14 protein-coding genes are annotated in these 13393 nt (G+C 71.4%); 6 read left to right on the forward strand and 8 right to left on the reverse strand.

The window, feature by feature from the left end:
• Positions 1-77 precede the first annotated feature (77 nt).
• Both ACFWZ2_RS39045 and ACFWZ2_RS39050 read right to left on the reverse strand, forming a co-directional pair.
• Entirely contained in the window at positions 78-1037 is a 960-nt protein-coding gene (locus ACFWZ2_RS39045; RefSeq protein ID WP_384554136.1) for an SCO1860 family LAETG-anchored protein, read from the reverse strand.
• A gap of 346 nt (positions 1038-1383) precedes the next feature.
• Positions 1384-2481 carry an amidohydrolase family protein gene (locus tag ACFWZ2_RS39050; RefSeq protein ID WP_384554138.1) on the reverse strand — a complete coding sequence of 366 codons (1098 nt, stop codon included), beginning with the start codon at positions 2479-2481 and terminating at the stop codon, positions 1384-1386.
• An 88-nt stretch (positions 2482-2569) separates the two neighbouring features.
• On the opposite strand from ACFWZ2_RS39050, the gene ACFWZ2_RS39055 reads away from it, so the two are divergent.
• The 5 genes from ACFWZ2_RS39055 (at position 2570) to thpD (ending at position 7495) form a co-directional block, all read left to right on the forward strand.
• Positions 2570-3670: a pyridoxal-phosphate-dependent aminotransferase family protein gene (locus ACFWZ2_RS39055; protein ID WP_384554208.1), complete on the forward strand. Its 1101-nt coding sequence runs from the start codon at positions 2570-2572 to the stop codon at positions 3668-3670.
• 518 nt (positions 3671-4188) lie between these two features.
• Positions 4189-4740 (forward strand): diaminobutyrate acetyltransferase, encoded by a 552-nt coding sequence (ectA, locus tag ACFWZ2_RS39060; protein ID WP_384554140.1) that lies wholly within the window; start codon positions 4189-4191, stop codon positions 4738-4740.
• A 73-nt stretch (positions 4741-4813) separates the two neighbouring features.
• Complete coding sequence (ectB, locus tag ACFWZ2_RS39065; protein WP_384554142.1) at positions 4814-6085, forward strand: diaminobutyrate--2-oxoglutarate transaminase; 1272 nt, start codon at positions 4814-4816, stop codon at positions 6083-6085.
• Between the two features lie 50 nt (positions 6086-6135).
• Positions 6136-6540 carry an ectoine synthase gene (locus ACFWZ2_RS39070; protein WP_384554143.1) on the forward strand — a complete coding sequence of 135 codons (405 nt, stop codon included), beginning with the start codon at positions 6136-6138 and terminating at the stop codon, positions 6538-6540.
• Positions 6541-6595: 55 nt separating this feature from the next.
• The gene (thpD, locus tag ACFWZ2_RS39075) at positions 6596-7495 is read left to right on the forward strand and encodes an ectoine hydroxylase (protein WP_384554145.1); all 900 of its coding nucleotides are present in this window, start codon (positions 6596-6598) and stop codon (positions 7493-7495) included.
• Positions 7496-7561: 66 nt separating this feature from the next.
• On the opposite strand, the gene ACFWZ2_RS39080 is transcribed toward thpD, so the two are convergent.
• Positions 7562-8623, reverse strand: a complete 1062-nt coding sequence (locus tag ACFWZ2_RS39080) for an alkene reductase (RefSeq protein WP_384554147.1) — start codon at positions 8621-8623, stop codon at positions 7562-7564.
• A gap of 161 nt (positions 8624-8784) precedes the next feature.
• On the opposite strand from ACFWZ2_RS39080, the gene ACFWZ2_RS39085 reads away from it, so the two are divergent.
• Positions 8785-9318: a MarR family winged helix-turn-helix transcriptional regulator gene (locus ACFWZ2_RS39085; RefSeq protein ID WP_384554148.1), complete on the forward strand. Its 534-nt coding sequence runs from the start codon at positions 8785-8787 to the stop codon at positions 9316-9318.
• Positions 9319-9349: 31 nt separating this feature from the next.
• On the opposite strand, the gene ACFWZ2_RS39090 is transcribed toward ACFWZ2_RS39085, so the two are convergent.
• From ACFWZ2_RS39090 to ACFWZ2_RS39110, 5 genes are all read right to left on the reverse strand, one after another.
• A complete protein-coding gene (locus tag ACFWZ2_RS39090) occupies positions 9350-10432 on the reverse strand; it encodes a maleylpyruvate isomerase family mycothiol-dependent enzyme (RefSeq protein ID WP_384554150.1) in 1083 nt (360 codons plus the stop codon).
• Entirely contained in the window at positions 10429-11046 is a 618-nt protein-coding gene (locus ACFWZ2_RS39095) for an RNA polymerase sigma factor (protein WP_384554152.1), read from the reverse strand. The genes ACFWZ2_RS39090 and ACFWZ2_RS39095 overlap by 4 nt, the downstream gene beginning before the upstream one ends.
• An 83-nt stretch (positions 11047-11129) precedes the next feature.
• On the reverse strand, positions 11130-12176 hold the full coding sequence (locus ACFWZ2_RS39100; protein ID WP_384554154.1) for an aminotransferase class V-fold PLP-dependent enzyme: 1047 nt from the start codon (positions 12174-12176) through the stop codon (positions 11130-11132).
• Between the two features lie 11 nt (positions 12177-12187).
• Positions 12188-12904 carry a DsbA family oxidoreductase gene (locus ACFWZ2_RS39105; RefSeq protein ID WP_384554156.1) on the reverse strand — a complete coding sequence of 239 codons (717 nt, stop codon included), beginning with the start codon at positions 12902-12904 and terminating at the stop codon, positions 12188-12190.
• A gap of 86 nt (positions 12905-12990) precedes the next feature.
• Positions 12991-13356, reverse strand: coding sequence for a winged helix-turn-helix transcriptional regulator (locus ACFWZ2_RS39110; protein WP_384554157.1), 366 nt, complete (start codon positions 13354-13356; stop codon positions 12991-12993).
• Between the last annotated feature and the right edge of the window lie 37 nt (positions 13357-13393).

Raw genomic sequence — 13393 nt, forward strand, 5'->3', positions numbered from 1 at the left:
GGCACAAACCACGGGATAGCGAGTACGCACATACCCCCGCGGCCCCGCCCCACAGACGAAACCCCAGGCGCGTGCGGCTAGTTGCGGGACCGGCGGGCGAGGGTCAGGACTCCGGCGCCCACCGCCAACAGCGCCACCGCCCCACCCGCGACGTACGGAGTCGTCGAATTCCCCCCGGTCTCCGCCAGGTTCGCCTCCGACGCCTCCGGCCCTTCCGCCGCCTTCGGCGCAGAGACCGGCTTCTCCGGCTCCCCCTGCGCTTGCTTCCCCTCCGGCTCAGGCGCAGACGCAGACGCAGGCGCCGAACACCCCGCCCCCGCCAACGTCACCACACCCTCCACCTCCGCCACATTCAACTTCAGCGGATTCACGGACACCTTGAGCCGCAACGCCGACGCCGCAGCCGTGCGCGACGTCGTCCGCGTCCGGGAGAGGTCGAGCCGCACCTCGCCGACCCCGGGCACCTTCACCTCGGTCGTCCCGCCGGTGGTCAACGTGACCTTCTTGCCGAGCACCGTCACCCCGCCCAGCAGATTCGCCGAGGCGACGGGCCGCTTCCCGGCCTCGCAGACCGCCTTCGACGTGATCTGGTCGACCTCGATGAGGGAGAGCAGGGGAAGCCCGGGCAGATGGACCTTGGCGCGCGCGATGTTGCTGTAGCCCTCGGCCGTGTCGCCCTTCACCGTGGCCCGCGCCGTGGCCACGTCCGCGCGGAGCACGCTGAAGGGCTGTCCGCCGTCGACCCCGTCCAACTGGGCGGTGAGCGCGGTCTTTTCGGCGCTGGCGGGCGCCTGCACCTCGTTCAGGGAGACCTTGAGGGGAACGTTCAGGGTCTTGTTGAGGAGGGAGACGTCGAGCCCGGTCCGCAGCACGACGGCGTCGGCGCGCCCGCCACGGTCGCCGCCGTCGCCCCCGTCGCCGCCGGTCGCCTGCGCGGACCCGGCACCGGCGAGGGCCGCGGGACCGGCGGCCAGGGCGGTGGCGATCGCGACGACGGAGAGGCGGCGCGCGGGCATGCGGAAGGTGTTGCTGTTCAAGGTGGTGGAACCCCCACGAGAGGAACGGAGCCGTCGGCGGCGCACGCCACATGGGGACATCGCGTGCGCACCGAGGGCGTCGCCCTCTCTCAGCGGAGGGCGACGCGGGAATCTTTACGCACTGAGAGTGAACGGTCAGCAACCTGACGTGAGTTCACTCCAAAGGGAGGTTTTCGACCTTGCTTTCGATTCGGGAGGCACGGACGTTCCCTTGAACCCCACGAGAACCACAAACAACGACGGAGGGGAGGCAGAAAGCAAGGCGGAAGTGAGGCGGAAGCGAGGCGCAAGCGAGGCGGAGAGAAAGAGATTCAACGACCGGGAAAGCCCCGCGTAACGCCCCCCGTCAACCCACCACCCGCCCGTTCAACACCACCCTCCGCGGCGCACCAAGCACCCGCACATCCGCCCGGGGATCCGCCTCGTACACCACGAGATCGGCCGGCGCCCCCTCCACGAGCCCGGGCCGCCCGAGCCACTGGCGGGCGCCCCACGTCGTCGCGGAGAGCGCGTCGACCGCGGGGATCCCGGCGAGGGTCAGCTCGGCGACCTCGGCCGCGACGAGTCCGTGGGCGAGGGAGCCGCCCGCGTCGGTGCCCGCGTAGACGGGGACTCCGGCGTCGTATGCGGCGCGTACGGTGTCGTAGCGGCGGTCGTAGAGCCTGCGCATGTGGTCGGACCAGCGCGGGAACTTGGCCTGGCCGCCCGCGGCGAGGACGGGGAACGTGGCGATGTTGACCAGGGTCGGGACAATGGCGACGCCGCGTTCGGCGAAGAGCGGGATGGTCTCCTCGGTGAGCCCCGTGGCGTGCTCGATGCAGTCGATGCCCGCCTCGACCAGGTCGCGCAGGGAGTCCTCGGCGAAGCAGTGGGCCGTGACGCGGGCGCCGAGCCGGTGCGCCTCGGCGATCGCCGCTTCCACCGCGCCGCGGGGCCAGCAGGCGGTCAGGTCACCGGCCTCGCGGTCGATCCAGTCGCCGACGAGCTTGACCCAGCCGTCGCCGCGCCGCGCTTCCTGGGCGACGTAGGCGACGAGGTCGTCCGGCTCGATCTCGTGGGCGTAGTTGCGGATGTAGCGCCGCGTGCGGGCGATGTGCCGGCCCGCGCGGATGATCTTCGGGAGGTCCTCGCGGTCGTCCGTCCAGCGGGTGTCGGAGGGGGAGCCCGCGTCGCGGATCAGGAGGGCGCCGATCTCGCGGTCGGTCAGCGCCTGCTTCTCGGCCGTGTCGGCGTCGACGGGCCCGTGCGCGTCGAGGCCCACGTGGCAGTGCGCGTCGACGAGGCCGGGCAGCACCCAGCCGTCGACGGTGCGGAGGTCGTCCGCCGCCGCCCCGACGGGACGGTCGTACGTCACCCTCCCCCCGATCACCCACAGTTCGTCCCGTACGTCATCGGGCCCGACGAGCACCCGCCCCTTCACGTGCAGCACCGCGTGATCGCTCATGAACAGCAGCCTAAAAGGCGGCCGGTACGCTCGGTACCGCAGCCCGAACGAACTCGCGAGCGAAGTGAGCAGTGACGTGAGCAGTACTGTGACGCACCCCTTTCTGGACCTGGCACCGCTGAGCGCCCAGCACTTCGCCGCCATCGAGGCGCGGGTGGCCCGGCTGCTCGACACCGAGCAGGACGTCGTGATCATGCAGGGCGAGGCCCTGCTGCCCCTGGAGGGCTGCATCCGCGGCGCCGCACGTCCCGGCACGACCGCGCTGAACGTGATCACGGGGCCGTACGGCCAGACCTTCGGGAACTGGCTGCGGGACTGCGGGGCGACCGTCATCGACCTCGCCGTGCCCTTCCACACCGCCGTCACCGCGGACCAGGTGCGCCAGGCCTTCGCCGAGCACCCGGAGATCGACTTCGTCTCGCTGGTGCACGCGGAGGCGGCGACGGGCAACACCAACCCGGTCGCGGAGATCGGCGCGGTGGTCCGCGAGCACGGCGCGCTGTTCATGCTGGACGCGGTCGCCTCGGTGGCCGCCGAGCCGCTGCTTCCTGACGCGTGGGGCGTGGACCTGTGCGTGATCGGCGCGCAGAAGGCGATGGGCGGCCCCGCGGGCGTCTCCGCGGTGTCGGTCAGCGAGCGGGCCTGGCAGCGCCTCGCCGCCAACCCGCAGGCGCCGCGCCGCTCCTACCTCTCCCTCCTGGACTGGAAGGAGCGCTGGATCGACGGCGGCCGCAAGGCCCTCCTGCACGCGCCCGCCCAGCTGGAGATGCTGGCGCTCGAGGCGTGCGTGGAGCGCATCGAGACGGAGGGCCTCGACGCCCTGATGGCGCGGCACGCCACCGCCGCGGCGGCCACGCGCGCGGGCGCGCTCGCGCTGGGCGGGGGCCTGGAGCCGTATGTGTACGAGGCCGGGGACGCGGCCCCCGTCGCCACCACGCTGCGCGCGCCCTCGGGCGTCGACGCGTCCGGTCTCGTCGCGAAGGCGCTCGCCGCCGATCCGGTGCTTCCGCTGGTCGCCGGGGGCGGGGCGCTGGCCAAGGAGATGATCCGGGTCAACCACTACGGCCCCGACGCGACCCGGGGCGTCGTCCATGCCTCGCTGGCCGCGCTGGGGGCGGCGATGGGCGAGTGCGGTCTCGCGGTCGACCTGGAGGCGGCGCGGCGCGCGGTGACGGACGCCTGGCGGTAGGACGCCTGGCGGTAAGCGCTCCGCCGCGGCACAAGGGCCGCCCCGATGCTGGCGGTTCGCCAGGGGCTGAACGACAGCGGCCGTCCGGCGGCCGTGGCAGCGTGCCTGTCATGACGACTCCGGACGGCCGCGCGACGCTCGCCGGGAAGTGCGCGGGCGGACCGGGAATGCATCCTTCCGCCCCACCGCGTTCCTTTGAATTTCGGCAGGCATTTTCACGCATTATTTATAAAGTCGAGAAGCACAGCTTCCCGTATTCTTCTGCCCGCTTTCCGGAGACCTAAACACTAAGGTTTCGACAGCGCCAAACACCGTAATTCGGACGCGTCTCGCGGGAGTTACGGCTCTGTGACGTACTCCACATCGAGTCCGTTATGCGCGCTTCCTCCTGGGCAAATCCCCATAAATGGACGGCCTCTCATGCGGGCGCGCACCCCCGCGTGATAACACATGGACCGCTCTCGCGTAACCCCTTCCCCCGATGCAATCCCAGGAATTGCTCGGTAAATTCAATCCGCATGACCGCTGCACAAGCCGATCTACCGACCGACCTGCAAGCGAATTTCCGAAAAATGCCCGAGGGGCTGCGTCTCAGTGCCCCCGACGTCGCCGACGGCGCCGCGATCTGGCGGATCGCCCGCGACTCGAAGGTCCTCGACCTCAACTCCTCGTACAGCTATCTGCTCTGGTGCCGCGACTTCGCGGCGACCTCCGTCGTGGCGCGGGACGCCGACGGAGAGGTGGCCGGGTTCATCACCGGCTACATCCGCCCCGAGCGGCCGGGCACGCTGGTGATCTGGCAGGTCGCCGTCGACCACGCGCACCGCGGCAAGGGACTCGCCGCCGCGCTCCTCGACGGACTGACCGCGCAGGTGGCTGCCGGGCAGGCGATCGGCTCCCTGGAGACGACCATCGCGCCCAGCAACACCGCGTCCGAGGCCCTCTTCACCTCGTACGCGCGGCGGCACGGCGCATCGGTCGAGCGCACCGTCCTGTTCGACGCGGGCCTGTTCCCCGACGGCGGGCACGAGCCCGAGGTGCTCTACCTCATCGAGCCGTTGCCGCACTGAACGGCGTCACTCCCCCGACGCATTCGTCAACTCCCCCACCTCCCACGCCTTTCCATCTCCCAGGAGATCTGCTGTGACCATCACCCAGCCCGACCTGAGCGTCTTCGAGACCCTGGAGTCGGAGGTGCGCAGCTACTGCCGCGGTTGGCCTACGGTCTTCGACCGCGCGCAGGGCAGCCGCATGTACGACGAGGACGGCCACGAGTACCTCGACTTCTTCGCCGGTGCCGGTTCACTGAACTACGGCCACAACAACCCGGTCCTGAAACGCGCGTTGATCGACTACCTGGAGCGGGACGGCGTCACGCACGGTCTCGACATGTCGACGACCGCGAAGCGCGCCTTCCTGGAGTCGTTCCAGAACATCGTGCTGCGCCCGCGCGACCTGCCGTACAAGGTCATGTTCCCGGGCCCGACGGGCACCAACGCCGTGGAGTCGGCGCTGAAGCTGGCCCGCAAGGTCAAGGGCCGCGAGTCGATCGTGTCGTTCACGAACGCCTTCCACGGCATGTCGCTCGGCTCGCTCGCGGTGACCGGCAACGCGTTCAAGCGGGCGGGCGCCGGCATCCCGCTGGTGCACGGCACGCCGATGCCGTTCGACCACTACCTCGACGGCAGGACCCCGGACTTCATCTGGTTCGAGCGACTCCTCGAGGACCAGGGCTCCGGCCTCAACCAGCCCGCCGCCGTGATCGTCGAGACGGTGCAGGGCGAGGGCGGCATCAACGTGGCCCGCGCCGAGTGGCTGCGCAAGCTCGCCGAGGTGTGCGAGCGCTGGGACATGCTGCTCATCGTCGACGACATCCAGATGGGCTGCGGCCGCACCGGCGCGTTCTTCTCCTTCGAGGAGGCGGGCATCACGCCGGACATCGTGACGGTGTCGAAGTCCATCAGCGGCTACGGCCTGCCCATGTCGCTCTGTCTGTTCAAGCCGGAGCTCGACGTGTGGGAGCCGGGCGAGCACAACGGCACGTTCCGCGGCAACAACCCGGCGTTCGTCACGGCCGCCGCCGCCCTGGAGACGTACTGGACCGACGGCCCCGCGATGGAGAAGCAGACCCGAGCCCGCGGCGAGCAGGTCGAGCAGGCGCTGGTCGCGATCGTCGACGAGAACCGCGACGAGATCAAGGAGTACCGCGGCCGCGGCCTGGTCTGGGGCATCGAGTTCCGTGACAAGGACCGGGCGGGCGCGGTGGCCAAGCGGGCCTTCGAACTGGGCCTGCTCATCGAGACCTCCGGCCCCGAGGGCGAGGTCGTCAAGCTCCTTCCGGCGCTGACGATCACCCCCGACGAGCTGGACGAGGGTCTGCGGACGCTGGCGCGCGCCGTGCGCGAGACCGCTTGACGGCCGCCCGACCCTCACCGTACGACAGCTAAGAAAGCAGGCAACTCACCGTGATCGTCCGTTCGTTCAAGGACATTGAAGGCACCGACCGACATGTGAAGGCCGCCTCGGGCACCTGGGAGAGCAAGCGCATCGTGCTCGCCAAGGAGCGCGTGGGGTTCTCGCTGCACGAGACCATCCTGTACGCGGGTACGGAGACGTCGATGTGGTACGCGAACCACATCGAGGCCGTCGTCTGCACCAAGGGCGAAGCCGAGCTGACCGACGACACGACCGGCGAGAAGTACACCATCACGCCGGGCACCATGTACCTGCTCGACGGGCACGAGAAGCACACCATGCGGATCAAGGAAGACTTCCACTGCCTGTGCGTCTTCAACCCGCCGGTCACGGGCCGCGAGGACCACGACGAGAACGGCGTCTACCCGCTGCTCACCGAGCCCGAGGCCGACTGACTTTCGCGTTCTGCATCCCGAACAGGGCCGTACGAGAGGAGAGGCAGGCAACACCATGACCACCGCACCCGAACGCACCGCCGACCTGTACCCGACACGAGGCGCCGAAGAGGTGCTCATCGAGCGCAAGGACCCCGTGGTGTGGTCCGCGCCGGGCACCGAAGGGCCCATCGCGGCCGGGGACTTGGCGGGGTTCGAACGGGACGGGTTCCTGGCGATCGACCAGCTCATCACCCCCGATGAGGTGGCCGTCTACCACGCGGAGCTGGAGCGCCTGATGGGCGATCCCGCGATGCGCGAGAACCCGCGCTCGATCGTGGAGCCGCGCTCGCAGGAGATCCGCTCCATCTTCGAGGTGCACAGGATCAGTGAGGTCTTCGCCGGGCTCGCGGCGGACCCGCGCGTCGTCGGCAGGGCCCGGCAGATCCTCGGCTCGGACGTCTACGTCCATCAGTCGCGGATCAATGTGAAGCCCGGCTTCGGGGCCTCCGGGTTCTACTGGCACTCGGACTTCGAGACCTGGCACGCGGAGGACGGTCTGGCGAACATGCGGACCGTCTCGGTGTCGATCGCGCTGACGAAGAACCACGACACCAACGGCGGCCTCATGATCATGCCGGGGTCGCACAAGACGTTCCTCGGCTGTGCGGGCGCGACGCCGAAGGACAACTACAAGCGGTCGCTGCAGATGCAGGACGCGGGCATCCCGTCGAACGAGACGCTGACCCATCTCGCGTCCGACCACGGCATCAGGCTCTTCACCGGCGAGGCCGGGGCGGCGACGTGGTTCGACTGCAACGCCATGCACGGCTCGGGGGACAACATCACCCCCTACCCGCGGTCGAACGTCTTCATCGTGTTCAACAGCGTGGAGAACACGGCGGTCGAGCCGTTCGCGGCGCCGGTCCGGCGACCCGAGTTCATCGGCGCGCGGGACTTCACCCCGGTGAAGTAGCCCGGTTCCTGTACGAGTTGGCCCGGCACCCATCTGGGTGCCGGGCCGACTCGCTTCGCGGCGGGACTACAGCGCCGGGTAGTCCGTGTAGCCCTTCTCCGTGCCGCCGTAGAACGTCGTCTGGTCCGGCGTGTTGTACGGGCCCCCGGTCCGCAGGCGGGCCGGCAGGTCGGGGTTGGCGAGGAACAGCGCGCCGAAGGAGACGAGGTCCGCGGTGCCGTCCTCGATCAGGGCGAGCGCGTCATGGCTGGTGGGGCCCTCGGTCTGCGGGTTCAGGACGAACGTGCCGCCGAACTCCGCGCGCAGCCGCGTGGAGAGCTCGCGGATCTCCCCCACCTCCAGGACGTGCAGATACGCCAGGTCGAGCGCGGCGAGCTCCTTCACCAGGGCGGTGTACGCGGGCTCCGGGTCCGGCTCGGTGATGTCGTTGAAGGGATTGCCGGGCGAGAGGCGGATGCCGGTGCGCGCGGCGCCGATCTCCGCGGTGACGGCCTTGGCCACCTCGACGGCGAAGCGGATGCGGTTCTCGGGCGAGCCGCCCCACTCGTCCGTGCGCTGGTTGGAGCCGGGCGCGAGGAACTGGTGGATCAGATAGCCGTTGGCGCCGTGCAGCTCGACGCCGTCGAAGCCCGCGTCGATCGCGTTGCGGGCGGCGGTGACGAAGTCGTCGATGGTGGCGCGGACCTCGGCGCCGGTCAGCTCGCGCGGGGTGACGAACTCCTTCGGGCCCTCGGCGGTGTAGACCTGGCCCTTGGCGGCGATCGCCGAGGGGGCGACGTTGACCAGGCCGTCGGGGAGCAGCACGGGGTGGCCGATGCGTCCCGCGTGCATGAGCTGGGCGAAGATCTTCCCGCCCGCCGCGTGCACGGCGTCGGTGACCTTGCGCCAGCCGGCCACCTGCTCGGCGCTGTGCAGGCCCGGGGTGTCCGGGTATCCCTGGCCGACCACAGAAGGCTGGATGCCCTCGGTGACGATCAGGCCCGCGGAGGCGCGCTGGGCGTAGTACTCGGCGGTCAGGTCCGTGGGCACACCGCCCTCACCAGCGCGGCTCCGGGTCATCGGGGCCATGGCGATGCGGTTGCCGAGGTGGCTTCCGGACAGGTCGATCGGGTCGAACGCGGTGGTCATCAGGACTCCCGGGCAGGTGTTTATGTGGTCGGCCAAGTAATCGCGCCGGATGCCACTGTAACCCATTCATTGGCCGACCAAGGTAATCTTCTGGAAGACGTACCGGTGACCCGCACCGGACGGCGTCCAGTGAGCCAAGAGACCAGCAGCAGGAGCACGTGATGAAGGCCGACACCGCACCGAACGCCACGGCCGACCCCGTCTGTACCCCCGGCTCCTCCGGGGTCGCCACGGCCGGGCCCGTCAGCCTCGCCGTCAGCCGGGTGGCGCGGCTGCACCGCATCGCCGCCGGCAAGCTGCTCAAGAAGCTCGGGCTCTACCCCGGCCAGGAGTTCGTGATGATGCACCTGTGGGACGCGGGCGCGGTGCGCCAGTCCGAGCTGATCAAGGCGGTCGAGCTCGACCCCTCGACGGTCACGAAGATGCTGCAGCGCCTGGAGCAGGCCGGACATGTGCGGCGCCGTCCCGACCCGTCCGACCGGCGGGCCGTGCTCGTCGAGGCGACGGACGCGAGCTGCGGCCTGCTCGCCCAAGTGGAGGGCGCCTGGGCCGAGTTGGAGGGGCACACCCTCGCGGGGCTCGAACCGGCGGAGCGCACGGAGCTGGCGCGGCTGCTCGCCAAGGTCGAGACGAATCTCTGCGTGGAGACGGCGGACTGCCCTCAGCGGGCGGCGGCGCGGGCCGCGGGGCGGTAGGACGGGGCTCCCGCCGCGCCCTACGAGGGCCCTACAGCCACGACAGCGACGCTGCCCGCGTCAGGACCCGCCAGGCCGCCGACGTATCACCCGAGACGCCGCGCGGCACCTCCTCCGGAGCGCGGCGGCCGCCGACCAGGAGGCAGAAGTCGACGGGATCCAGGACGAGTTCGGCGCGTACGGCGTCGCCCGTGTCGCCCAGGATCCACTCGACCCTGCCGCCCTCCCCCGCGACGGTGAGCGCCACCGGCGGCGCCTTCTCCCCGAGTGCGATGCCGAGGATGCGGACGGCGAGCCGGACGAGCCGCCACAGGTGCGGGACCGGCGGCGGGGGCACGTGCCGGTCGAGCGCCCTGCCGATGTCGTCGGCGTGCACCCAGGCCTCGAAGGCCCGCACCAGGAAGTGGTCGGCGACCGGCAGCCGTACGCCCATCAGCACCGCGGGCCGCGCGGCGAGTTCGGTGTCGTGGGCGGCGGGCGTGGCCAGCAGTCCGGCGGCCTGGTTGCGCCAGGTGGCGACGGTCCGCGCGGGCTCGCGCCGTCGTTCGTGGGCGATCACGTCGGACGTACGCGCCGCCCAGACCGCCCGCCACGGCGTCCCCTCGGACACCCGCGAGGCGGGCACGCGCGCGTGCAGCCCAAGACGCAGCGCGAGCGGCTCGTCAGCGGCGATCAGATGCGCGACGGTGTCGTGCACGTCCCAGTCGTGCACGACCGGCGTCCCCCAGGCCCCCCGCTCGTCCATCTCCCCGAGCAGCGCCTGCAGCCCGGCGACCGCGGCGGCATAGGGCTCGGCGTGCGGAGCGGTCCGCAGGGCCGGGGCGCGGGTGCGGAACGCGAGCGAGAGGACGTGCATGTCGGTCGCCTCCCCCGACGGGTCGCGCGGCCGCGGCCGCGCCTGTGCGGATTCCGCGGGACCACCCCCGCCCGGCAGCTGATGCCCCGCCCCCACCCCGTCCAAGTACCGCACGGTGTCCCGCAGGCGGCGGGATTCCTCGGAGCAGGCCGCGCAGTCGGGGAGGTGGTCGGCGATGCGGCGTTCGTCGCCAGGGAGCAGGGCGTCCACCGCCCAGGCGCCCAGGAGCCGGCGCACCTCTTCGTGGTCCGTGGTCACGGGAGTTCACCTCGCAGGGGCGGGTCTGCGAGGGTCTCGGCCAGGGTGCGCAGGGCCGTCCGCAGGCGGGTCTTGGCGGTGCCTTCGGGGATGCCGAGCTCGACCGCGGCCTGGCGGTACGTCCGGCCCGCGAAGTAGGCCAGGTGCACCACCTGCCGCTGGGGCAGCGGGAGCCGGGCGAGCGCGGAGTGCAGAAGGAGGGAGCGTTCCTGTTCGAGGACCGCTTCGTCCGGGGAGGGCCCCGGCGCGGGGACCGCCCGCAGGACCGTGTCGTCGGCGTGCACCGCCTTGCGGTGCCGTTCCTCGCCGCGCACCCAGTCCACGGCCCGCCGGTGGGCGAGCATGGAGAGCCAGGTGCGCAGGCTGCCGCGGCGCGCGTCGAACGCGTAGGGCCTGCTCCAGAGGTGGGCGAAGACCTCCTGGGCGACGTCCTCCGCGGCGGCGGGACTGCGGGTGACGCGGGCGGCGACGCGGTGGACGAGGTCGCCGTACGCGGCGTACGCCTCGGCGAGCGCGGCCTCCTCGCCGTAGACGAGGCGCCGGTGCAGTTCCGCGTCGGGCGAAGGCCGTTCGGGCTCGCCGGGCATGTCCGCCGTGTCGAACGCCCGCTTCATCGGCATCACCACCTCGCGCGGCCGCCCGGCGCGCCCGCCCCGCCCTGCCAAGCGTGGCGGGCCGCCGCCCGGCGCGCCAGGCTTCAGCCGGACAGCACGTCGAGCAGCCGGTCCACGTCCGCCTCCGTGTTGTACAGATGGAACGCCGCCCGCAGGTGTCCCGCGCGTGCGGAGGTGACGACCTTGGCGCGGGCGAGTTCGGGCTGCCGGTCGGCGAGGCCGGGCACGGCGACGATGGGGGACGTGCCGGGCACCGGTTCGTGGCCGAGAGCGGCGAGTCCGGCGCGGTAGCGGGCGGCCAGCGCCGTGTCGTGGGCGTGCACCGCGTCGATGCCGGTCTCTTCGAGGAGCGTGAGGGCGGCGGCCGCGCCGTGGTACGCGAGGAAGGCGGGGGGTTCGTCGAACCGGCGTGCGCCGGGGGCGAGTTCGCTGACGGGGCCGTATGTGGAGTTCCAGGTGTCGGCGGCCGCGAGCCAGCCCGCGTGCAGCGGGACCAGCGTCTCCTGGGCCTCTTCGGTCACCGTGAGGAACTGGGTGCCGCGCGGGGACAGCAGCCACTTGAAGGCGCCGGTGACGGTGTAGTCGTACCGTCCTGCGTCGAACGGCAGCCAGCCCACGGCCTGGGTCGCGTCGACGAGGGTGCGCGCGCCGTGCGCGGCGGCCGCGGCGCGCACCGCGTCGAGGTCGGCGGTGCGGCCGTCGGCGGACTGGACCGCGGAGAACGCGACGAGCGCGGTCCCGGGCCGGACGGCGTCGGCGAGGGATTCCAGCGGCGCGTACCGCGCGCGGAGGTCGCCGCGCATCACGAAGGGGGTGACGACGGAGGCGAACTCCCCTTCGGGGAAGAGGACTTCGCTGCCGGGCGGCAGGGAGGCCGCGATCAGTCCGACGTGCACGGCGACCGATCCGCCGGTGGCCACCCGGCCCGGCGCCACGCCGACGATCCTGGCGAAGGACTCGCGGGCCGCGTCCACGACCTCGAAGTCCCCCGCCCCGCCGGGCCTGCCCTGGCCGAGTTCGGCGGTCAGCGCGCGCACGGCCTCGCTCGCGCGGTGCGGCAGCAGGCCGCAGCTCGCGGTGTTCAGATACGTCGTCGTGGGCGCGAACTCGGCGCCGTTGTTGATCCGCATGGGACCAACTCTTATACGGTGTCGCCCTTCTGCGGAACCGCGCATCCGTCGGGGCCGCAGGCGCCGTCGGCGAGCGTGGTCAGCGGCGAGCGGTTGCTCCAGGCCTGTTCGAGGGCCTGGGTGAAGACGTCGGCGGGCTGGGCGCCGGAGACGCCGTACGTGCGGTCGAGGACGAAGAACGGCACGCCGTTGGCGCCGAGTTCGGCGGCCTCGCGCTCGTCGGTGCGGACGTCGGCGGCGTACTTCTCCGGGTCGGCGAGGACGGCACGCGCCTCGTCGGCGTCCAGGCCCGCGGCGACGGCGAGTTCCACGAGGCGCTCGTCGTCCTCGAAGACGGACCGCTCCTCGGCGAAGTTGGCGCGGTAGAGGAGGCCGATCAGCTCGTCCTGCCTGCCGTGCTCCTTGGCCAGGTGCAGGAGGCGGTGCATGTCGAAGGTGTTGCCGTGGTCGCGGCCTTCGGTGCGGTAGCCGAGGCCCTCGGACGCGGCGTTCTCACCGAGGCGCCGCTCGCCCTCGCGGGCCTGCTCCTCGGACATGCCGTACTTCTTGGTGAGCATGGTGATCACCGGGGCGGTGTCGCCCTTGGCGCGCCCGGGGTCCAGCTCGAAGGAGCGGTGCACGACCTCGACGCCGTCGCGGTGCGGGAAGGCGGCGAGGGCCTTCTCGAAGCGGGCCTTGCCCACATAGCACCAGGGGCAGGCGATGTCGCTCCAGATCTCGACGCGCATGTGTGTGACTGCTCTCTTCAGGTCGTACGTCCAAGTCGGTACGGAGGCTGCCTCCGCTCCCGGTGTCAACGTACGGGCAAAGCGCCTCATTCCCCCGCGACGAACTTTCCCGTGTTCCCCCTGATCCAGGTGCGCAGATGGGCGAGGGGTTCCAGGGCGCCGCGGCCGAGGTCGGTCAGTTCGTACTCGACCCGGGGCGGCACCTCCGCGTAGACCGTGCGCAGCACCAGGCCGTTCTCCTCCAGGCGGCGCAGGGTCTGGGTGAGCACCTTGGGGCTGACGCCCTCCAGCTTGCGGCGCAGCTCGCCGAAGCGGCGCGGGCCGTCCTCCAGGGCGGTGATCGCGAGGCCCGTCCACTTGTTGACGAGCAGCTCGAAGACCGCGCGGCCGGGGCAGAGCAGCCCGTAGATGTCGTGGCGTTCGCGGCTGTCGTGTGCGCTCTGACCAGTCATGGTTTCCAAAATATAGCTGTACCCCTTGCGGGTAATC

This window comes from Streptomyces sp. NPDC059002, from assembly GCF_042740435.1.
Lineage (GTDB): Bacteria > Actinomycetota > Actinomycetes > Streptomycetales > Streptomycetaceae > Streptomyces.